This is a genomic window from Bradyrhizobium sp. AUGA SZCCT0158 (assembly GCF_018130065.1).
In the GTDB taxonomy this organism is placed as follows: Bacteria; Pseudomonadota; Alphaproteobacteria; order Rhizobiales; family Xanthobacteraceae; genus Bradyrhizobium.
Genome location: NZ_JAFCME010000001.1, coordinates 263,745 through 286,335, shown reverse-complemented (window position 1 = coordinate 286,335; position 22,591 = coordinate 263,745). Strand labels below are relative to the sequence as shown.

General features: G+C 62.9%; 11 protein-coding genes and 1 pseudogene. 10 read left to right on the top strand and 2 right to left on the bottom strand.

Annotated elements, in window-relative coordinates; genetic code table 11:
• Positions 1-10 precede the first annotated feature (10 nt).
• Positions 11-1,177 carry a M20 family metallopeptidase gene (locus tag JQ574_RS01210; RefSeq protein WP_249119009.1) on the top strand — a complete coding sequence of 389 codons (1,167 nt, stop codon included), beginning with the start codon at positions 11-13 and terminating at the stop codon, positions 1,175-1,177.
• A gap of 83 nt (positions 1,178-1,260) precedes the next feature.
• Here JQ574_RS01210 and JQ574_RS01205 read toward each other — a convergent pair whose 3' ends face one another.
• Positions 1,261-1,743, bottom strand: coding sequence for a MarR family winged helix-turn-helix transcriptional regulator (locus JQ574_RS01205; RefSeq protein WP_212205867.1), 483 nt, complete (start codon positions 1,741-1,743; stop codon positions 1,261-1,263).
• Positions 1,744-1,871: 128 nt separating this feature from the next.
• On the opposite strand from JQ574_RS01205, the gene JQ574_RS01200 reads away from it, so the two are divergent.
• A complete protein-coding gene (locus JQ574_RS01200; protein WP_212205874.1) occupies positions 1,872-3,797 on the top strand; it encodes an FAD-binding monooxygenase in 1,926 nt (641 codons plus the stop codon).
• A 237-nt stretch (positions 3,798-4,034) separates the two neighbouring features.
• Positions 4,035-4,967, top strand: coding sequence for an N-carbamoyl-D-amino-acid hydrolase (locus tag JQ574_RS01195; protein WP_212205876.1), 933 nt, complete (start codon positions 4,035-4,037; stop codon positions 4,965-4,967).
• A gap of 56 nt (positions 4,968-5,023) precedes the next feature.
• Here JQ574_RS01195 and JQ574_RS01190 read toward each other — a convergent pair whose 3' ends face one another.
• The gene (locus JQ574_RS01190) at positions 5,024-5,686 is read right to left on the bottom strand and encodes an aspartate/glutamate racemase family protein (protein ID WP_212383192.1); all 663 of its coding nucleotides are present in this window, start codon (positions 5,684-5,686) and stop codon (positions 5,024-5,026) included.
• 205 nt (positions 5,687-5,891) lie between these two features.
• Between JQ574_RS01190 and hydA the strand changes: the two are divergent.
• The 7 genes and pseudogenes from hydA to JQ574_RS01155 form a co-directional block, all read left to right on the top strand.
• Positions 5,892-7,112 (top strand): annotated as a pseudogene (hydA, locus tag JQ574_RS01185) (dihydropyrimidinase); the annotation flags it as partial.
• Complete coding sequence (locus JQ574_RS01180; RefSeq protein ID WP_212383253.1) at positions 7,097-7,879, top strand: M20/M25/M40 family metallo-hydrolase; 783 nt, start codon at positions 7,097-7,099, stop codon at positions 7,877-7,879. The pseudogene hydA and the gene JQ574_RS01180, both read left to right, overlap by 16 nt.
• Before the next feature lie 139 nt (positions 7,880-8,018).
• Positions 8,019-10,454, top strand: coding sequence for a TonB-dependent siderophore receptor (locus JQ574_RS01175; RefSeq protein WP_312014645.1), 2,436 nt, complete (start codon positions 8,019-8,021; stop codon positions 10,452-10,454).
• Between the two features lie 369 nt (positions 10,455-10,823).
• On the top strand, positions 10,824-11,054 hold the full coding sequence (locus JQ574_RS01170; protein ID WP_212208253.1) for an MbtH family NRPS accessory protein: 231 nt from the start codon (positions 10,824-10,826) through the stop codon (positions 11,052-11,054).
• Between the two features lie 21 nt (positions 11,055-11,075).
• Positions 11,076-11,831, top strand: a complete 756-nt coding sequence (locus JQ574_RS01165; protein ID WP_212208254.1) for a thioesterase II family protein — start codon at positions 11,076-11,078, stop codon at positions 11,829-11,831.
• Positions 11,800-12,768, top strand: coding sequence for a TauD/TfdA family dioxygenase (locus tag JQ574_RS01160; RefSeq protein WP_212208255.1), 969 nt, complete (start codon positions 11,800-11,802; stop codon positions 12,766-12,768). Before JQ574_RS01165 ends, JQ574_RS01160 begins: the two co-directional genes overlap by 32 nt.
• Before the next feature lie 51 nt (positions 12,769-12,819).
• Positions 12,820-22,590, top strand: a complete 9,771-nt coding sequence (locus tag JQ574_RS01155; protein ID WP_212383189.1) for a non-ribosomal peptide synthetase — start codon at positions 12,820-12,822, stop codon at positions 22,588-22,590.
• The last annotated feature ends 1 nt before the right edge of the window (position 22,591 follow it).

Sequence of the window (22,591 nt, the reverse complement as noted above, 5' to 3'; positions counted from 1 at the left end):
AGGAACTGCCATGCTCGCCAGCACCGAAGCGCAGATCACCGAATGGATCGCGTCGCAAAAGCAATCCATGATCGATCTGCTGCGCGACGCCGTGAACATCGATTCCGGTTCCTACGACAAGGCGGGCGTCGATGCGGTGGGCGCACGGTTCGAGCAGCATTTTGCGGCGCACGGTATCGAGGCGTGGCGCGAACCTCATGACGTGTTCGGCGATGCCGTCCATGCGCTGGTGACGAAGCCGGGCAGCAACGAAAAGCCTGTCTTGTTGATGGGCCATCGCGACACGGTGTTTCCCAAGGGTGAGGTGGCGCGCCGGCCGTTCACCATCGAGGGCGGCAGGGCTTATGGGCCCGGGGTTGCCGACATGAAGGCCGGTCTGGTGATCAACGCCTTTGTCGCCGCGGCATTCCACAAATTCGGCGGCGCGCCGTGCCCGATCAAGCTGCTGCTCACCGCCGACGAGGAGATCGCCTCGCCGTCGTCGCGCCCGGTGATCGAGCGCGAAGGCCGTGCGGCGCGTGCGGTGTATAATTCCGAGCCCGGCCGGCCGACCGGCAACGTGGTCACCAGTCGCAAGGGCGGCGTGTTCATGCGCTTCGAGATATCGGGCAAGGCCGCGCATTCCGGCGGCAATTTTGCGGAAGGCATCAGCGCGATTGGCGAGCTCGCGCACAAGATCGTGCAGATCCATGCTTTGACCGACCTTGCAAAAGGCATCACCCTCAATGTCGGGTTGGTTGCTGGCGGCCAGTCGGTCAACACGACCGCGCCGCATGCCGAGGGTCAGATCGACATGCGCTACATCGATCCCGCCGATCGCGCCACCACGCTGGCGGCGATCGAGGCCATTATCGCCACGTCGACGGTGCCGGGCACGACGGCGAAGCTGCACATCAACGGCGAATTCCTGCCGGTGGTGCAGAGTGAGACGTCGAAAATCCTGTTCGATGGCTACCGCGCGGCGGCGAAGGACGCAGGCCTGCCCAACGTCGCTGGCGAATTCGCCGGCGGTTGCGCCGATTCCGGCTTCACCGCGAGCGTCGGCACCCCGACGATTTGCGGTGTCGGCCCGGTCGGCGGCAATGCCCACACCGCGCAGGAATATCTCGAGCTCGACAGCATCGTCCCTCGCGCCCAGGCCCTCGCGCTGGCGATCCTCAGGACCGGCGTCGATTAATCTGCCTGATCTTCGACCGCAATGGCACCGTGAGCAGCATTGCGGAGCTGAGCTTCCCGTCGGCGCCGCCTCACGAACGAAAGCTATTTCTTTCTGGCGGCACCGCTCAAAGCCGTTTGCTGCGGCGCGCGGCTTAATTCGTTGCCGGCCGCGATGGCCTTGCGCAAGAGCCGCATGAGTGTCGCGGCCTCGGCATTGGACAGGCCAGCCAATATGATTCGCTGCGCCGCTTCGACGGCCGGCTCTATCCCGTCGAGGGTCCGATGTCCTTCATCGGTGATCTGCAACGCGTGGGCGCGCCTGTCGGTGCGGCTGGCCTGCCGAACCAGCAAGCCTTTCTGCACCAGCCGATCCACAACGCCGGTGATGGTCGTCCGGTCATAGGCGATCAACCCGGCAAGCGTCGCCTGATCGATTCCCGGTTGCGTCCCGATGGTGCTGAGCGCTGCGTATTGAACGGGGGTGAGGTCATAGCCGGCTTCCTCGACCGCGGCGTGGAAGATCGCCACCGCGATCTGTTGGAACCGGCGCGCCAGGTGCCCCGGCTTGTCGTCGTTCTCGGTCACCCAAACCCTCCAGGTCGCTCGCTTGACAAGTATACTGATAATAAGCATACTGATTAAATTCGGCAACGGCTTTTTGGAGCCCGGCAAGCTAACGGCCCGGAAGTCGCGTCAGGCGCGGGGAGGGTTTTGTGCAATTCCATCTTAACGGATTCGAACCCGGCGACCCCGAGATTCAAGATCCGGCACAACGGGTTGTCGCGTCAGGATCTGCCGGCGCCATTCCGGCGGAGGTCGACATCCTCATCGTCGGCTGCGGTCCGGCCGGGCTGACGCTGGCGGCTCAACTGTCCGCCTTTCCCGACATCAAGACCTGCATCGTCGAACAGAAGCCGGGCCCTTTGCTCCGCGGCCAGGCCGATGGCGTTGCCTGCCGCACGATGGAGATGTTCGAAGCCTATGGCTTCAGCGAGCGTGTGCTGAAGGAAGCCTGCTGGATCAACGAGACGACCTTCTGGAAACCCGACCCCGCGCAGCCCGACAACATCGTCCGCAGCGGACGGGTGCAGGACACCGAAGACGGGCTGTCGGAGTTTCCGCATGTCGTCCTGAACCAGGCGCGGGTGCATGATTTCTACCTTGATGTCATGCGCAAATCGCCGTCGCGGCTTGAGCCATATTATGCGCGGCGCCTGCTCGATCTTCAGGTCGACCCTGCGGTCACCTCCGGCGACGATGCCGGTCCCCATCAGGTGAGCGCGAGATTCGAACGGCTCGATTCGGCGCACGAAGGACAGATTGAGACCATCAAGGCGCGCTACGTGGTGGGCTGCGACGGCGCGCGCAGCACGGTGCGCACGAGCATCGGGCGCACGCTGCGCGGCGACTCCGCCAACCATGCCTGGGGCGTCATGGACGTGCTGGCCGTCACCGACTTTCCCGATGTCCGCTTCAAGTCATTGATACAGTCCGCCAACCACGGCAGCATCATCATCATCCCGCGGGAAGGCGGCTATCTTTTCAGGCTGTATATCGAACTCGACAAGCTCGATGCCGGGGAGCGGGTTTCCAGCCGCAATATCACGGCCGATGACCTGATCGCGGCGGCGCGGCGCATTTTCAATCCCTATTCGCTCGACGTGAAGGAGATTCCGTGGTGGTCGGTCTATGAGATCGGCCAGCGCCTGTGCGACAAGTTCGATGACGTGCCGGAAGCGGAGGTTGCGAAACGTCTGCCGCGTGTGTTCATCGCCGGCGACGCCTGCCACACCCACAGCCCGAAAGCGGGCCAGGGCATGAACGTGTCGATGCAGGACGGCTTCAATCTCGGATGGAAGCTGGCCTCGGTCTTGCGGCAACGCTGCGCACCCAGCCTCCTGCACAGCTATTCGGCCGAACGCCAGGCTATCGCCAAGGAACTGATCGACTTCGACCGCGAATGGGCCGCCTTGCTCGCGTCGAGCAAGGGGTTCGATCCGGCCGAGACGCAGAGCTATTTCGTGAGGCACGGGCGCTACACCGCGGGAACCGCGGCCCGTTACCGGCCCTCGATCCTGACCGGCGAGCCAACCCATCAGCATCTGGCCGAGGGGCTGACGATTGGCATGCGCTTTCATTCGGCGCCGGTCATCCGTGTGGCCGACGCCAAGCCGGTTCACCTCGGCCACACGGTCAGGGCGGACGGCCGCTGGCGCATTTTTGCCTTTGCCGGCGCGGAGGATCCCGCCGCGTCCAACTCCGGCATCCGGGCCCTGTGCGACTTCCTCGCCGAGGCGCAGGACTCTCCTGTGCGGAAATTCACCCCTGATAACGAGGACATCGACTCGGTGATCGATGTTCGCGCGGTTTTCCAGCAGGATCATCATGCGCTCGCCATCGAGGCGATGCCGTCCTTCCTGCTGCCGGCGAAGGGGCGTTATGGACTTCGCGACTACGAAAAAATGTTCTGCGCCGACCTGACAGGCGGCAACGACATCTTCACGATGCGCGGCATCGATCGCGAACAGGGATGCATCGTGGTCGTACGGCCAGACCAGTACGTGGCGCACGTTCTGCCGCTCGATGGCTACGGGCCGCTCACGACATTCTTCGACGGCTTCATGACCCGACCGGCCTGAACGCAGCCGGCGCCGATCCGTGACGGCACGCTCGACCATGCGCTGGCGCGCGTCGCGGGGGCGGCGAGCAGAAACGCAGAACTGACGTGCATCACGAGGACTGTCTCCGGAATTGACTTCGTGTGAACCAAAACTTTAACTGATGGCTCGATTGAGCCGGATAGGACTCCGAGCTTCACAGGCTGCTTCATGTTCATGCAAGCGCCGCCTTAAATGGAAGCGCTCAGAAAGGTATCCATGCGCGTCATCACTGTTGCCGCCGCCCAGTTGGGTCCGATCCAGAAAGCCGACAGCCGCGAAACCGTCGTCAAACGCATGATCGCGCTGATGGATGAAGCCAAGGCGAGGGGCGCCGATCTGATCGTCTATCCGGAGCTTGCCCTCACCTCGTTCTTTCCACGCTGGTACATGGAGGTCCAGGCTGAGATCGACACCTGGTTCGAACGCGAGATGCCGAACGCGGCGACAAAGCCCTTGTTTGAACGGGCGGCCCACCACAAGATCGCAATGAATTTTGGCTACGCCGAACTGACGCCGGATGGGCATCATTTCAACACCTGCATCCTCACCGACAAGTCCGGAACAATTGTCGGCAAATACCGCAAGGTCCATCTGCCCGGTCATTCGGAGTTCGACACGAAGCGCGCGTTCCAGCATCTGGAGAAGCGCTACTTCGAGCCCGGCGATCTCGGTTTCAACGTCTGGCGTGCGCTCGGCGGAATCTTCGGCATGGCTGTCTGCAACGACCGGCGCTGGCCGGAAACCTACCGCGTGATGGGTCTGCAGGGCGTCGAGATGGTGCTGATCGGCTACAACACACCCTCGGTCAATGCCGAGAAGCGCGAGGAGGGGCCCGAGAAGCGGCTCTTCCACAACCGGCTGTCCGCACAGGCTGGTGCCTACCAGAACTCTACCTGGGTCGTATGCGTCGCCAAGGCCGGCGTCGAGGATGGCCACCCCTTGATCGGCGGCAGCCTGATCGTCAACCCGGACGGAGAGATCGTCCTCGAGGCGAAAACCGAAGAAGATGAATTGCTGGTGTATCCTTGCGACCTCGATGCCACCGATTTCGGCAAGAAGACCATCTTCAACTTCGCCAACCACCGCCGCATTGAGCATTATGGCCTGATCACCAGCCGCACCGGCGCGGTGCCGCCGCCGGAAAACTAGATGTCGGGCATCTCCGCGCGGTGGCTTGCACGTAACGGTGAGCTGTCGAACTAAACTCATTGATGCGAGAACTGCACCGTACCCAATGCCATGGTCACAGCCGCCTGCGTCGGATCGATCACGGGAATCCCGAGCGCTTGTTCCAGCGGCCTTCGGTGACGCGCCATGCCGGCACAGCCCATCACGATGGCGCCGGATCCGTCCTCGTCCTTGAGCGCGCGCCCGACCTCGATCATCTTCGCGAGCGTTCCTTCGCCCGACGCCGTCTCCGCCACGCTCATGTTGAGCGGACGCTCCCGCGTCAGGCGATCCATCAATCCCATCTGCCTGAGGTAGCGGACGTGGCGGCGAATCGAGCGCGGTGCGATCGCAATGACGCCGAAGGTTTCGGCGCGCGCAAGCGCCGTCAGCACGCCGCATTCGGCGATGCCGAAAACGGGCCGGTCCGTCGCTTCGCGGCAGACATGCAGGCCCGGATCGCTGTAGCAGGCAATGACAAAGGCGGCCGAACTGTTGTCGCCTTCGACAAGCCGGCGCAGCGGCATCGCCACGCTATCGACGTCGGCCTGGCTCTCGATCCCGTAGGGGCCCTCGGCCAGGGTCTCGCAGACGATCTCCGGTCCGCCTTCAAAGTCGAGTGGCTTCAAGGCTTGCTCCAGGCCTTGTGTCACGAGCTGGTTGGAATTGGGATTGATGACGAGAATGCGGGGCCGGGACATGGTATTTTCCTGCGGGTGACGCGTCCGTTGATACCGCGAGATCGGCGCAACAGGATGACAATGGAAGCAATGACCATGCCATCCAGCGATGCATGGTCTACCGTCTGCTGCGAAAGCGCAAGGCAGCGTAACGGTACGATCCATGCTTTTATGGGGTGAGCGCAAGGCCTAGGATTTGAAGGACTTAATTGCTGGAGAGTTTGCCATGACCGAGCCCGCCTACGACCTCCTTATTCGCGGCGGACGCGTCGCGACCGTCAGCGACGTGTTCGAGGCCGACGTCGCCATTTCCGGCGAGACGATCGTCGCGGTCGGCTGCGGGCTGCCGGCCGGGCGACGCGAGATCGATGCGAGCGGCAAGCTGGTGCTGCCCGGCGGTGTCGACAGCCACGCCCATATCGAACAGCTTTCAGCCGCGGGCATCATGAACGCCGATACATTCGAGAGCGCGACGGTCTCGGCCGCCTTCGGCGGCACCACGAGTGTGATCTCGTTCGCGGCCCAGCACGTCGGCATGAAACTGCCGCAGGTGCTGGAGGACTATCACGCGCTGGCTAGAAAGGGCGCGGTGATCGACTACGCCTTTCACATGATCATCGCCGATCCGACAAAGGAAACGCTGGAGACGGACCTGCCGGCATTGATCAAGCAGGGCCATGGCTCGATCAAGATCTTCATGACCTATGATCGCCTGAAGATCGATGACGAGCCGCTGCTCGACATTCTGCTGGCGGCGCGTGACGGCGGTGCGATGCTCTGCGCCCATGCCGAGAACCACGGGATCATTTCCTGGATGGTGAAGCGGCTGCTCGCGCGCGGTTATACCCATCCGAAATATCACGCTATCAGCCATGCCCGCGTTTCCGAAGCGGAGGCGTTCACGCGGTTGATTGGCATGGCTGCGTTGATCGACCAGCCGATCATGATCTTCCACGTCTCGACGGCGGAAGGCGCCAAGGTCATCCGCGATGCGCGCGGGCAGGGGCTGAAGGTGTTCGCGGAAACCTGCCCGCAATATCTGTTTCTCACTGCCGATGATCTCGACAAGCCCGGCGTGGAGGGCGCCAAATGGATGTGCAGCCCGCCGCCGCGCCGCGCCGCCGACCAGGAAGCACTGTGGCAGGCGCTGGCGCTTGGCGATCTCCAGACCGTGTCGTCCGACCACGCGCCGTACCGGTTCGACGAAACCGGTAAACTGCAGGCCGGCCCCAATCCGAATTTCAAACAAGTGGCGAACGGTTTGCCGGGCCTTGAAGTCCGGTTGCCGCTGCTGTTTGACGCCATGGTTTCCAGGGGGCGCCTCGGAATCGAAAAGTTCGTCGACCTCACCGCGACGGCGCCCGCAAAGATCTACAATCTGCATCCGCGCAAGGGCTCGATCGCGGTTGGCGCCGATGCGGATATCGCGATCTGGGACCCGGCGCGGGGTTCCAGCCGGCGGAAGAGGATGGGTCTGGCGCCGCTGCCGTCCTCGCCGACGAGAAATTTGAGCAGGTGCAGCCCGATTTTGTGTTCTCGTTGCACAATCTGCCGGGACTTCCCCTCGGGCAAGTTTCGATCGCCGAGGGGCTGGTCAACTGCGCCTCTCGCGGTATGCAGATCAAACTGTCCGGGCGAACCTCGCATGCGTCGAGCCCCGAACTCGGTGTTTCACCGCAAGCCGCAATCGCCAGACTATTGGGCGAGATCGGCGCGCTCGGTCGGGGCGGGGCGCTCGACGAGGAGTTCTCAATGGTGACGGTCACCCATGCGAGGTTGGGCGAACCGGCGTTCGGCATCTCGCCCGGTCAGGCCGAGGTCTGGGCGACACTCAGGACGCTGACCGATTCGAAAATGGACGCTCTTCGCGCGCAGGCCGAAAGCCTGGTCCGGGACGTCGCGGCAAGCGAAGGACTGAAGGCGGAAATTTCCTATCGCGACGTGTTCAATCATTGCATCAATGACGCGGAGGCCGTCGTCCATCTCCGGAATGCGCTGGATGCAGAAGGCGTGCAATATTCCGGGCAGGGGCTGCCGATGCGGGGGTCGGAGGATTTTGGACGTTTCAACTACCGGTCAAAGGCCGCGATGTTTTTCCTGGGGGCGGGCACGCGGCATCCCGGCCTGCATCAGCCGGACTATGATTTTCCGGACGAGTTGATTGAAATCGGCTCGCGGGTCTTCATCCGTGCGTTACGTAATTTGTTGGGATGAGATGATGAGACGACGTCCGACTGTTTCATTCGACTTCGCGCGCAGCTTGCAAGTTTAGAACGGTTAAAAAATCTCAGTGCGATTGTTTAGAACGACTCGAAAATATTCGGTGTTGCTCGATCGCCACTGATGCAATCCGTTGTGCGCACGTAGCATTACCTTAGATAGCTTCTACTCGCTGTTTCCACTCGCGAAGATAGAACGGCCTCAGGGACCTGCTTATGGGCTTTGGGGTGGAAGTATGACGTATAAGATTGCGGCCAGAAATGTTGTGCGCGCTGTTTCGTTGGGCGCGGTAAGTTATCTTGCTCTTTCTCTCGATTTTGCCAGTGGTCAGAAAGCGTTCGCGCAGAGCTTGCCGCCTGTCACGGTGGATGCCCCGACTCAGCAGCAGCGAGCGCGGCCCGCGGCACGGAGAACGCAACCGTCCACGTCGCGCGTGCAACGCCGCGTCGCCGCGCCGGCGCCTCGCCGCGTCGAACCGGTTCCGTATCCGACACCTTCGACCGGAGCTCTCGGTGCACCTCCAGCCCCCTATGCGGGCGGGCAGGTGGCGACGGGATCGCAACTCGGATTTTTGGGCAATCGCGGCGTCATGAACACGCCGTTCAACCAGACCAGCTATACCGCGCAGACGATACAGAACCAGCAGGCGCGCACTGTCGGCGACGTCCTGCTCAACGATCCCTCGGTCCGGATGAAGACGCCGAGCGGCAACGGCATCGACGGCGCCTATATTCGCGGTTTCTACTACGACAGCGGCGACTATTCCATGGACGGCCTCTATGGGTTGGCGCCGTTCTATTCAACGTCGGCGAATTACCTTGAGCGTGTCGAGGTTCTGAAGGGGCCGGGCGTACTGCTCAACGGCATGCCGCCCGCAGGAGCCGTCGGAGGAAGCATCAACCTGGTGACGAAGAGCGCTCCCGACTACGACATCACGCAGCTGACAACCAGATACATATCCAAGTCTCAAGTCGGAGCGCTGGTCGATGTGGCGCGGCGCTACGGCGAAAACAAGGAGTTCGGAATCAGATTCAATGGCGGTGGAGGAGGCGGACAGACCGCGTTCGACCGGCAGACCGACCAGGTCGGCAATGCCGTGCTCAATATGGATTACCGTGGCGAGCGTGTGCGCTTCTCCACGGATCTCGGTTATCAGGCCGAAAATCTGAACCCGCCGCTGCGGTTCCTGACGTTCACTACCAGCCCTCCGTTTGCGACCACCATTCCGGTTCCAGCATTACCAAAGCCCGGCACCAATTACATGCCGGATTGGGCGACATGGAAGCCCAGGGATGCGTTCGCGATGGCGCGCGGTGAAGCCGACCTGACCGAGTCGGTCACCGCATATGGCGCAATTGGCTATCACAAGAGCGAGATCGACTACACCTATCCGTCGCCGCGCATCACGGCCGCCAACGGCGCCTGGACGGCCGCACCCTTCAATGGACGCGATGTCTATGACAATTATGCGGGCGAGGTCGGGGTTCGCGCTTCGGTCGACACCGGTCCCGTGAACCACCTCGTGACGGTAAACTACTCCGCCTTCGAGCGCGACTACAGCTCGTTCGGCAGGGCGGGCGCAGCGGTCAATTCAAACCTGTATAACCCGGTCGCGATCCCGTACCCGAACTTCACTACCGTCGCGCAGAACCTGGAAAGCCAGACCAAGCTCTCCAGCGTCGGCATCGCCGATACGATGTCGATGTTCAACAACAGGCTTCAGTTCATCGTTGGGGCCAGGCGGCAGACGGCGGGCGCGGACAGTCTAAACCGCCTAACAGGCATCCCATCAAGCGTTGAAGTTCCGACCTGGAGTCCCGGCTATGCAGTCATTGTGAAGCCGCTGGAAAACATCGCGCTGTACGCCAACTACATCGAAGGACTTAAGGCGCCGGAAGTCGTCGTTGGATCCCAGACTTACTCGAACGTCGGCGATATCCTCCCGCCCGCTCAGACCAAGCAGATGGAGGCCGGCGTCAAGATCGATATGGGCCGCATCACCGCCACGGCGAGCGTGTTCGATATCACCAGCCCGAACGCGATAGCGGTTCCCGTTCCGGGGCGCCTACCTGCCAGGCAATTGTCCGGCGAGCAGCGCAATCGCGGCATGGAGCTCTATGTCTTCGGTGAAGTGACGCCCGCTATCCGCGTGCTGGGTGGCGTGACCTTGATCGACGGCGAAGTGGTCAGGCAATCGACCTCGGTCGGAGCATTTATCTTCAACTATAATGGCAAAAGACCGGTCGGTGTGTCGGCGGTCAATATCAATTTCGGCACCGAATGGGACACACCCTTCCTGAACGGGCTCACGCTGACGAGTCGGGTCATCTATACCAGCGAGAGTTTCGCCAACGATGCGAATACGCAGGAGTTGCCGGCATGGACGCGGGTTGACCTTGGTGCGCGCTACACGTTCCTGTCTCCCTGGAACGGCAAGCCGATCGTCATTCGAGCCAATGTCGAGAACGTCTTCAACGAGGCGTACTGGAACTCCTATCGCACGGTGAGCAGCGCCGTATCCCTCGGGGCTCCGCGTACCTATCTCCTGTCAACGACGTTCAACTTCTGAGCGCTGCGTCGCCCCTCATCGCCGACAACAAGTGCCGTCGCGGACCCCATCCGCGGCGGCATTTTCCTGTTCGGATGTTGCCCATTCGCATTCAGCGGAGTTGATGACAAGGTGATGAAAATACCGAGAGTTCGCGCGCGTTTAAGAACGAAATATGTTCCAGCTTGGAAGATTAGAATTCAAAAAATAGGGATCGCCTTGCAAATCAGTCGGTTGTTGAACGCGCTCATCCTCGGCGCGGAGGTTGTATTTTTCGCTAACGCTCCACTTTGGAGCTATTAAAAACTGCGTCGCCGATATTGCTTTGACCATCATTTGCTTCTGACCTAGTCAGACGCCGTTGCTTCGTTTTTCTGAAAGGTGCCGGCCATGATGGTTTTTGACAGAGACGACGTCACCTTGACCGTCGTCATCAATCACGAAGAGCAATATTCGATCTGGCCGACGTTCAAGGACATTCCGAACGGCTGGACGGTAGTCGGCAAGACCGGCACCAAGAAGGAATGCCTCGACCACATCGAGCAGGTGTGGACCGACATGCGTCCGCTGACGCTGCGCAAGTTCATGGATGAAACGGCTCCTCCGCAGAAGTCGGCTTGAGCAAACGGAGCCCGTCTTCCGATGCGGCTTTTTTGTCTGCCTTACTCCGGCGGCAGCGCCATGTTCTATGCACGGTGGCGCACGCTGCTGCCGGCGTGGATCGACGTCCGGCCGGTCGAGTGGCCCGGACGCGGCGCGCGCATGGACGAGCCATTGGCGACGGATCCCCGCGCACTCGCCTCGCAACTGGCCGCGGAGATCCATGCCCGGCTTGATGGTCCTTATGCGTTGTTCGGGCACAGCCTCGGCGCGTTGATTGGGTTTGAGGTCACCCACAGTCTGCTCGATCGCGGCGCACCGGCGCCGACCATTTTCTTCGGATCGGGCACGGAGGCGCCGGCCGTTCGGGACGGCAGCAAGTGGCGCCTGCCGCTGAGCGACGAAGCGCTGCTGAACGAACTGCGCAATCTTCAGGGGACATCAGACGAAGCGCTGGCGAATGCGGAACTCATGCGGTCGGCGTTGCCGGTGCTGCGCGCCGATTTCCTGATGTGTGGCGCCTACACCTATCGGTCACGGCGTCCGCTGCCGTGTCCCGTCCACATCTTCGGCGGCATCGACGACGAGACCAGCCGCACATCGCTGGAAGCCTGGCAGCAGGAGACCTCAGGCGAATTCGCGCTCGACATGCTGCCGGGGCATCACTTCTTCATTCACACGCAGCAAGCCGAACTGCTCGACCTGGTCGGATCGGCCCTGGCCCGGCAATCCGGACGGTCGATGGGTTCGCATTGGAGCAAGGATCATGAGCGCATTCTCCGTCCTGCCACTCGTTGAGGGCAAGAGCCTTCCGTTGTTGCTGAAGGCCGACAAGGCCGGGCAGCCGCTCGGCGCGGCGCTTCCGATGCTGCGCGATACCGTCGACCGGCATTTGACCGATTGCGGCGGCATCGTCTTTCGTGACTTCTCCCTCGATGGCCCGGACGCGTTTCGGGCTTTCGCGGCCGATTTCGGCCACCCGCTGCTCAGCTACGAGTTCGGATCGACGCCGCGCTCGCAGGTCACTTCCGGCGTCTACACGTCCACCGAATACCCGCCGCACCAGCATATTCCGCTGCATAACGAGCAGGCCTATACAAGGGATTGGCCGATGAAGATCTGGTTCTATTGCATGCAGCGGGCACAAGAGGGCGGCGAGACGCCGATCGCCGACAGCCGCGCGATCCATCGCGCCATGCCGTCAGCCATTCGGGAGCGTTTCGCCGAAAAGGGCGTGATGTATGTCCGCAATTACGGCAACGGGCTCGATGTCGACTGGCAGCAGGTGTTCGGCACCGAGTCCAGGTCGGAGGTTGAGGCCTATTGCGCCCGCCATGACATCGACTGTGAATGGAAGCAAGACGGCGAGCTGCGGACGCGTCAGATCTGCCAGGGCACGGCGCGTCACCCCGTAACGGGCGACTGGGTCTGGTTCAATCAGGCGCATTTGTTTCACGTCTCGAATCTCGAGCCGGAGGTGCGTGAGAGCTTGCTCGACGTCGTCGGCGACGAGGTCGAACTGCCGCGCAACGTGTTCTACGGCGACGGGACGCCAATCGACGACGAGACGCTGACCACCGTGCGCAACGTGCTGGAGGCGCACAAGATCAGCTTCCCCTGGCAGGCCGGCGATGTCGTCATGCTCGACAACATGCTCACCGCCCATGCGCGCGCGCCGTTCAAGGGGCCGCGCAAGGTGATCGTCGCCATGGCCGAAGCGCATCGGCAGAGCTGATCGTCCCTTGCTGCCCACGAGGCGAGGATTTCCGGACTGGATTTCGAGACAATGTATCAAGACAATCTCGTCGAACGTCTACGCGGCCACGCGGCGTTGCGTCCGGATCGGGTGGCGTTGCGCTTTCTCGAAGGGGATGATGTCGCCGGCGAATTGACTTTCGCCGCCCTCGATACAAGGATTCGCGCCGTCGCGTCCCGATTGCAACAATTGGGCTGCGCGGGCGAGCGGGCAGTCATCCTCCTGCCCAGCGGGCTCGACTATGCCGTGGCATTCTATGCCTGTCTGTATGCGGGTGCGATCGCGGTTCCGGCGTATCCGCCTGAGGGTGCTGCCGATCGTTATGCGGGTCGCCTCAACGGGATTCTGGGCGACGCGACGCCGCGCTTCATTCTGACGGAAACAAATCTGCGTGATGTCGTGGAAGCGGCGCTCCCCGATCCGACCAATGTCTGGATTATCGAGGTTGATGCGATTTCGTCTGAACTCGCTGCGGAATGGCGAGAGACAAGTCCAGCAGCGGATGCTGTCGCGTTCCTGCAATACACGTCGGGGTCAACGTCGCAACCGAAGGGGGTTTGCGTCTCGCACGCCAATTTAACGGCTAACGAGAAGGCCATCCAGGCCGTCGTAGCAGGAACGCTTGACGACGTGTTCGTCAGCTGGCTGCCGTTCTATCACGACATGGGGCTGATCGGTGGATTGCTGAATCCACTGTTCACCGGCTTTACAGCTGTCTTGATGTCGCCGCGCAATTTTCTCGAGCGGCCGCGACGCTGGCTTGAGGCTATCGATCGTCACGGTGGAACGATCAGCGGTGGGCCCGATTTCGCCTACGCGTTGTGTGCCGACCGCGTTTCCGATGAAACGATCGGACGGCTCGACCTGGGCCGTTGGAGATTCGCGTTCTCCGGCTCCGAGTTTGTCCGCAAGACCACGCTTCAGAGATTCGGTGAACGATTTGAGCGTGCCGGCTTCGATCGACGCGCGTTGACCGCCTGCTACGGTCTGGCTGAGGCGACGCTGCTGGTGACGGCAGGCAACCGAGCGACCAAAGCCGTCAGCTATACGCTCGATACCGAGGCACTCGCGGCAGGTCGCATTGCGACCGCCGATGAAGGCACCGATCTCGTAGCCTGCGGTCAAACGGTTGGTGATCACGTCACGTGCATCATGCGCACGGATGGATCGGCGGTCACAGAGACTGACGAGGTCGGCGAGATCTGGGTCGCCGGCCCCAGCATAGCGCTCGGATACTGGAATAATCCGGAAGCCACGTCCAAGGCATTCGTCGAGCGGGATGGCACGCGCTGGCTGCGCACCGGAGATCTCGGCTTCATTCGAGACGGCACGCTGGTCGTCACCGGCCGCCTCAAGGATCTCCTGATCGTTCGCGGTCAGAACGTCTATCCGACGGACGTCGAGCAGGCGGTGGAGGCCGACGTCGAGTCGGTTCGCAGCGGCCGGGTGGCTGCTTTTGCGGTCCAGATCGACGGACGGGAAAGCATTGGTGTCGCGGCCGAGTTCAGCCGTGTCGTTCTCAAGCGCAGCGATCCCGAGGCTCTTGCTCAGGCCATCGGCGAGGCTGTGCTTCGACAGGCTCAGGAATATCCGGCTGTCATCATCCTGTTGAATCCGCAGGGGATGCCACTGACGACCAGCGGGAAGCTGCAGCGTTCGGCCTGCAGCGCGCGTTGGGCCGACAACACGCTCGACAGTTTCATGGTCTTCGAAAGAGGGCGTCGTCGCGATGGCACCATATTGACGGCGCCGGCGGGCGATACCGAGCATGCCCTGGCGTCGATCTGGCGCGACGCGCTCGGCCTGCAGGCGGTCCACCGGGAAGACGATTTCTTCGTATTGGGCGGAAACTCGATCACGGCCGGACAGACAGCCGCCGCGATCCGCGAACGTTTCGGCGTAGAGCTGGAATTGCGCAGCTTCTTCGACGCGCCGACGCTCGCAGCCTTCGCAGAGCGGATCGATACTCTGGTGGGTGAGGGCGCGGGGCGGGCTCTCCCTCCGATCCAGCGGGCGGCGCCGGCAAGCCGCAGGATCTTGTCCCATGCCCAGGAACGGCTGTGGTTTCTCTGGAATATGGACCCGGGCGGAACGGCCTACACGGTTGCCAGCACGGTCCGTTTGAAAGGAAAGCTCGATCATGCCGCCTTGTCGCGGGCGATTGCGGAAATCGTTCAGCGCCATGAGGTCTTGCGCACCACGTTCGTCGCGCACGAAGGCCGCGCAAGACAGGTAGTTCACGAGTCCCTGAGTGTTGGCATCCGGCACGAGGATCTCCGTTCATATCCCGCGGGCGACCGCGCCGAACATGCCGCGGGGATCGGTCAATCCGAACTCGCCAAACCGTTCGATCTCGTCAATGGACCGCTGTTGCGGGCGGCTCTGTTGCAGCTCGCAGACGACGCGCACGAGTTGTTGCTGCTTGCCCATCATATTGTCGTCGATGGCTGGTCGCTCGACGTGATGCTCCAGGAGTTGGCTGGACTTTATCGCAGCTTCATCCAGAAGGACGTCGGTCCACCGCCAGTGCCGATGATTCAGTATGCGGATTTCGCAGGCTGGCAACGTGATTGGCTTGCGGGAGGTGAGGCGGACCGGCAGCTGGCTTATTGGCGCTCAAAGCTGGGTGACACGCACCCGGTGCTCGGCCTGCCCCATGACCGGCCGCGGCTGGCGGCGCAAAGCCATGGCGGAGATACGATCGGCCTTGCGATCGACGGCGCGCTGGCCTCCCGGCTCCGCGAGATCGCGGGAAAACATCGCGCGAGCGTCTTCATGCTGCTGCTCGCGGCGTATCAGGCGCTGCTGTACCGTTATACGGGCCAGAGCGATCTGCGCGTCGGCGTGCCCGTCGCGGGACGCCGCCACGCACAACTCGAACGTTTGATCGGTTGCTTCGTCAATACGCTGGTGCTGCGTTCCGAGATCGTCGATGGAGCGACGTTCCCGAACATGCTCCAACAGGTCAAGGGAGCGGTAATCGACGCGCTCTCCCATCAGGATCTTCCGTTCGAGATGCTGGTCGACGGCCTGCGGCCCGAACGCAGCGGCGGTCACAACCCGCTGTTCCAGGCGAAGTTCAACTATATGAAGGCGCCCGGCGGATTTGAGGGCGTCGAAGGGCTGGTCGCCGAGATCGACATCCTGGACCTCGCGGGCTCGCACTTCGATGTCGCACTTGATATCGTCGATGGTGCCAATGGCATGAAGGCGACCTTCAACTACGCCACCGATCTCTTCGACGCTGCGACGATCTCGCGGCTGGCGACACAGTTCGGCTCGCTGCTCCGCCAGATCGCGGAAGACGCAGAACGCCTTGTGTCGGACTTCGTCATCGACGATGCGAACCGGCAGGTGGTGCCAAGCCAGATTGCTGCGTTCCGGTTCATCGATGTGATCAGTCTTTATCGCGCGTCGACAGCCGATCGGCAGACCGCGGTTGCCGTCCAATGCGGCAGCGAGAGATTGACTTTCGCGGACCTCGAGCGGAAGTCGGAGGGTATCGCGCGCATGCTCGTTGCAGAGGGCGTGACACGGGAAACGCCTGTTGGGCTCTGGATCGAGCGTTCGCCGGCCTTCGTGGCGGCGCTGCTCGGCGTGCTCAAGGCCGGCGGAGCCTATGTGCCGTTTGATCCGAAATGGCCGGTGGAACGGGTACGAGGCATCCTGGCGGATGGCGGGATCGAGATCGTGTTGGCGGCTGGTGAGAAGCGGGCCGTGGCGCTTACGCTCGATTGCCTCGTGCTCGAGGCGGACGCCGAGGCGAGCTCTGAAGAGTTTCCGAGCGCGCTTCCGGATCGTGCGATCCATCCGGCGCAGACCGCGTATGTGATTTACACGTCCGGTTCGACAGGGACCCCCAAAGGGGTGGCGGTTTCGCACGGTGCGCTGGCCAATTATGTCCAGGCCCTGCTGCAACGCGTGCAGCCGCCGCCGAGTGCAAGCATGGCGATGGTTTCTACCGTCGCGGCCGATCTCGGTCACACCGTGCTGTTCGGTGCGCTTGCCTCCGGGGCGACGCTGAATCTATTGGCTCCGGAAGCCATCCTCGATGCGGATTTGTTTGCGAAAGCGATGCGGGATGGCAACGTTGGCATTCTCAAGATCGTGCCCAGCCATCTGCGCGGGCTGCTGCAGGCGTCACGCTCGGCCGATTTGCTGCCGCGCGATGTCCTCATTCTCGGCGGGGAGGCCTGCGACGCAGCGCTGCTGAGCGAAATCCGTCAATTGCGGCCGCAATGTCGAATTCTCAATCACTATGGTCCGACAGAAACGACGGTCGGTGCGGTTACCCATGAATGCGAGCCTGCATGTGAGACGGGCCCAGTTCCCATTGGCTTGCCGCTCGCCAATCTGCGCGCTCATGTGTTGGACGATGCGCTGAACGAGGTGCCGATCGGGGCCACCGGTGAACTCTATCTCGGAGGTACCGGGCTGGCGCGGGGCTATCGTGGCCAGCCAGGCCTGACCGCCGAACGCTTCGTGCCGAATCCGTTCGGGCAGGCTGGGGAACTGCTGTACAGGACGGGGGATCGGGTTCGCTGCGATCAGTCGGGGCGGTTGATGTTCGTCGGCCGTGGCGACGATCAGATCAAGTTGCGCGGCTACCGCATCGAGCTTGACGAAGTGGCGCGCGCGGTCAAGGTGTTGCACGAGATCGATGACGCGGTGGTAATTGCCCGGGCCATCGGGGCAGGCGCCGAACGGCAGGAACTGGTTGCGTACTGCGTGCCCCGGTCCGGCACGGCGCCGACGGCGGAGGCGATCAAGCAGCAACTGGCGGCCGTCCTGCCGGAATACATGGTGCCGTCGCGGGTCGTTCTGCTGGAGCGCCTGCCGCTGACGCCAAACGGCAAGGCGGATCGCAAGGCGCTGCCGGAGCCGGATCAAGACACTGATGTCGCGAACTACGCGGCCCCCGAGGGAGCGACCGAAGAGGCGATCGCGGCGGTCTGGCGCGAGGTGCTCGGCCGAGAGCAAATCGGCCGCAACGACAATTTCTTTGAACTCGGCGGCGATTCAATTCTCAGCCTGCAGATCATCGCGCGGCTCCGCAAGCGCGGCATTCGTCTGACGCCGAAACAGGTCTTTGGACAGCAAGCCATCGCACGCCTGGCGACGGTAGCGACGATCACAGCGGTGCCTGTCGCAAGGAGTGAGAAGTCGAAGGCGGAGCCCAGCGCGGGGAGCGACCGGGTAACCGGCGGGCACTGCCTCCTGCCGATCCAGACCCGCTTCTTCGATGAGGACGCCGGCAACCGGAATCATTGGAACCAGGCCGTGCTGCTGGTCCCGCAGTCGCGGCTGGATTGGGAGGTGCTGCGACGTGCGCTCGTTGCGGTCGTGGATCACCACGACGCGTTGCGCTTGCGCTTCGAGCAGGTAGACCGCGCGTGGCGGGCAGAATATGGCGCAGCGCCGGCGCCGTCAGACTTGCTGTGGGTTCGCACGGATGTCGACGCCGCCGCGAAGGTCGCGGCGATTGCGTCCGCCGCGCAGGCGAGTCTGTCGCTGTCATCCGGTCCCTTGTTGCGCGCGGCAGCCATGGATCTCGCCGACGGCAGTCAACGATTGCTGATCGCGATTCATCATCTGGCAGTTGACGGCGTGTCGTGGCGGGTTTTGCTGGAAGATTTGGCCGCAGCTTACGGTCAGCTGAAGCATGGCGCGGTCACTGTTTCGCTGCCGCCGAAGAGCGAATCCTACGCGTCGTGGGGAGAGCGGCTGCACGCCTATGCGGCCACCCCGGCGCTTGCAGGTGAAATGCCGTTCTGGCTGACGAGCGGAGCGGGTGCCGACCTGTTATGCGATCATGATCATGGTGGTCCGGACCTCGTCAGGGACGGGGAGGAGGTGTCGCTGGTCCTCGACGTAGGATTGACGTCGAGGCTGCTGCAGGAAGCGCCATCCGCCTATCGGACGCAGGTCAACGATCTGCTGCTGGCGAGCCTGGCGCGCGCCGTCTCGCGCTGGGGCGGGCTCGACGAGTTGACGGTCGAACTCGAGGGCCACGGCCGTGAGGACATTTTTCCCGGGACGGATGTTTCCCGCACGGTGGGCTGGTTTACAACAGCGTTCCCGGTGCGACTCCATGATGGATCACGCGACGACGCCGCGCTGATCAAATCGGTCAAGGAAGACCTTCGCGCCATCCCGAACCGTGGAATTGGCTACGGCGTGTTGCGCTATCTCGGTTCCGAGGAGCAACGCCACGCTCTGGGCCGGCTGGCCGGGCCGCAGATCGTGTTCAACTATCTCGGCCGATTCGACGGCAGCATGGGTGCTTCCTCGCTCTTCGACTTTGCACCAGAGAGTTCGGGTGCGGCGCGAAGTGATGCCGCTCGCCTCAGGGGCTGGCTGAACATCACGGCGCAGGTGCGTGAGGGACGTCTGCTTCTATCCTTTGGATACGGGCGCAAACGTTATCGGCGGGAGACGGTCGAGCGGCTGGCGCACATGTACGAGACCGCTTTGCGCGAACTGGTGACGCATTGCTGCAGCGGTGCGTCCGCACTCACGCCGTCCGATGTCGCGCTGTCCGGCCTGAATCAAGTCGATCTCGACCGGCTGGGCACGACGCTGGATCTGCGCGGCATCGAGGACATCTATCCGCTTTCGCCGATGCAGCAGGGCATGCTGTTCCACGCGCTCCGCGACGGCGTCGACGACGTCTATGTCAACCAGGTCGGTCTCGAATTGTTCGGCTTCGATGCCGGCAAGCTGAAAGCGGCGTGGCAGGCAGTGAGCGACCGCCACGCCGCGTTGCGCACGGGCTTCGTCTGGGAGCAGCTGTCGGGCGCGGCCCAACAAGTCGTGCACCGTCATGTGGTGGTGCCTTTTGTCGAGGAGGATTGGCGCGATCGGGCGGTGGCGTTGGAGCGCAGCGGCCGGCTTGAAATCGCGCTGGCCGACGCGTCACGCCGGGAGCGCGAAAGCGGTTTTGATATCTCCCGCCCCCCGCTGCAGGGGGTGCGTTTGATCCGGCTCGATGACGCCAGGCACTGGCTGATCTGGACCCATCATCACATCTTTATCGACGGCTGGAGCTCGGCGAGACTGGTTGCGGAGGTGCTGCAGCACATGAGCGGCGGCGCGCTGCCGACGGTGCAGGGCAACTATCGCGACTACATCTCGTGGCTGCAGGGCAGGGATCATGCAGCGGCAGCCAGGTTCTGGCGTGGTGCGCTGGGAAAGCTGGATACGCCGACCTTGCTGGCGAATGCACTGCCATCGAACGGCATGGTGCCGGAGGCCGCAGGTCATGCCAGCATCGCGCTCGCGGTAAGCGCCGAGCTGACCGAACGGCTGAAGTCATTTGCGAAGCGGGAACGGGTGACGCTCAACACGCTCCTTCAGGGTGCGTGGGCGCAACTGTTGCGGCGGCATTCGCGGCAAGGCGCAATCTCGTTCGGGGTGACCGTATCGGGCCGTCCGGCGGAACTGGCAGGCTCCGAGGAGATGGTCGGCCTGTTCATCAACACGCTGCCGATCGTCGACGCACCAAGCCCGGAAGCCAGCGTCGGCGATTGGCTGCGTCAGTTGCAGGAGCAGAACCTGGTCTTGCGCGAGCATGGCTGGACGCCGCTATACGAGATCCAGCGACTGGCCGGTCATGCCGGGCAGACCCTGTTCGACAGCATCCTGGTGTTCGAAAACTATCCGATCGACGAGGCGTTGCGGAAGACCGGCGAGGACGGTCCTCGTCTCGGACGCGTGGAGCACGTCACGCCCACGAACTATGCGCTGGCGGTTGCCGTGTTCGCCGGAGCGGATGCGCTCAATCTGGAGCTCAACTACGACCGGGCCCGTTTCGACGGCGCCGGCATCCAGCGTCTACGAGACGGCTTATACGGATTGCTGGAGCAGGTTGTGGCCGATGCCGGGCGGCCGGTGGGTGATATCGGATTGCCCGACAACGATGAAGCAAGGCGGCTGCTGGACTGGAGCGGCGTCGCGAACTTGGCGGCATCGCGGCCGTCCCATATCGGCGTCGTCGCGCAGATCGAGGCGCGGGCCGCGCAGGCGCCTTCGTCGGTTGCGCTGGCGTGGGGCGAGACGTCCGTCAGCTATGGTGAGTTGAACGCCCGCGCGAACCGGCTGGCGCGACGGCTTCGCCGGTGGGGCATCGGTCCGGATCGCCTGGTCGGCCTGGCGCTGGCCCGCAGCCCGGACATGATGGTCGCGCTGCTGGCTGTCCTGAAGGCCGGCGGCGCCTATCTTCCGCTCGATCCGGACTATCCGGACGATCGCCTCGCCCACATGCTGCGCGACAGTGCGACCAAGTTGGTATTGACGGAAAGCGCGCCGCTCAAGCGTCTTGCGCCGGTGCTCCGCAACACCGGGGTCGAGGCCTTGCGCCTCGATGAGCCGCAGCAGTGGCGCGCCGGTGATGACGTCAGCAACCTCGATGTCGAAATCCATCCGGACAGCCTGGCCTATGTGATCTACACCTCGGGTTCGACGGGAACACCGAAGGGCGTGACGGTCTCGCACGGTCCGCTCGCCATGCATTGCGAGGCGATCGGCCGGCTGTATGGCATGAACTCGGGCGATCGGGAGTTTCAGTCGGCTTCGATCAATTTCGACATTGCCCACGAAAGGTGGCTGGTGCCGCTGATGACAGGCGGGTCGCTCGTCTTGCCGTCCAGGCCAGGTCTGCTGATCGACGACCTGGTTGGCGAAATCGAGCGTCATTCGGTCACGGTACTCTTCCTGCCTCCGGCCTATGTCGACCAGTTGAGTGAAGCGTTGCGGCATAGCGGCCGACGCCTTTCGCTGAGAGTCTGCATCGTGGGCGGCGAGGCCTGGTCGGATACGGGAATCAAAGCGTTTCGTCGGGCCGTCAATGTCGGTCTTCTGATCAACGCCTATGGTCCGACCGAGACCGTGATCGCGCCGACGGCATGGACTGTCGACGAGGCTGCGTTGACGCCGGGTCAATACGCGCCGATCGGACGGCCCGTTGGTCTCCGGTCCGCCTACATTCTCGACGCTGAACTCAACATGGTCCCCGCCGGCGTAACGGGAGAGTTGTTCATCGGTGGTGTGGGGCTGGCGCGCGGCTATCTCAAGCGCGGTGCGCTGACGGCGGAGCGGTTCATTCCGGATCCGTTCGGCGGCAATGGTGGGCGGCTCTATCGGACCGGCGATCTGGCACGGTGGCGGGCTGACGGCGTGATCGAATATGTCGGGCGCGCGGACCATCAAGTGAAGATTCGCGGTTTCCGGATCGAATTGGGGGAGATCGAATCGCGCTTGCTGGAGCAGCGCGGCGTAAGCGCCGCCGTCGTGGTGACACGCGAGACGAGGGCGGGACGTCAGCTGATCGCCTACGCCAGCGGCGAGCGGGCGTTGGACCGCCAGGCGCTGCGCCAGGCGTTGTCCGCCATGCTGCCCGACTACATGGTTCCCGCGGTAATCGTGGTTCTCGAGCAACTGCCGCTGACCCCGAATGGCAAGATCGATCGGCGAGCACTGCCGCCGCCAGACGAGGACGCAGCGGCGCGCCGCTATGCGGCGCCCGAGGACGAAATCGAGATCGCGCTGGCGAAGATCTGGAGCGAGTTGCTGGGCGTCGAGCGGATTGGACGCAATGACCATTTCTTCGAGCTCGGCGGACACTCATTGCTTGCGGTGCGGCTGCTCAGCCGGGTGTCGCAGGATCTCGGCGTGTCGATCCAGATTTCGGATCTGTTCGTTCATCCGGAACTCGCCCAGTTCGCCCGGATCGTTTCGATCAGGCTGATCGAACGCGAGTTCGATGCAAAAGAACTTCACGATCTGATCGCATCGGGACTGTGAC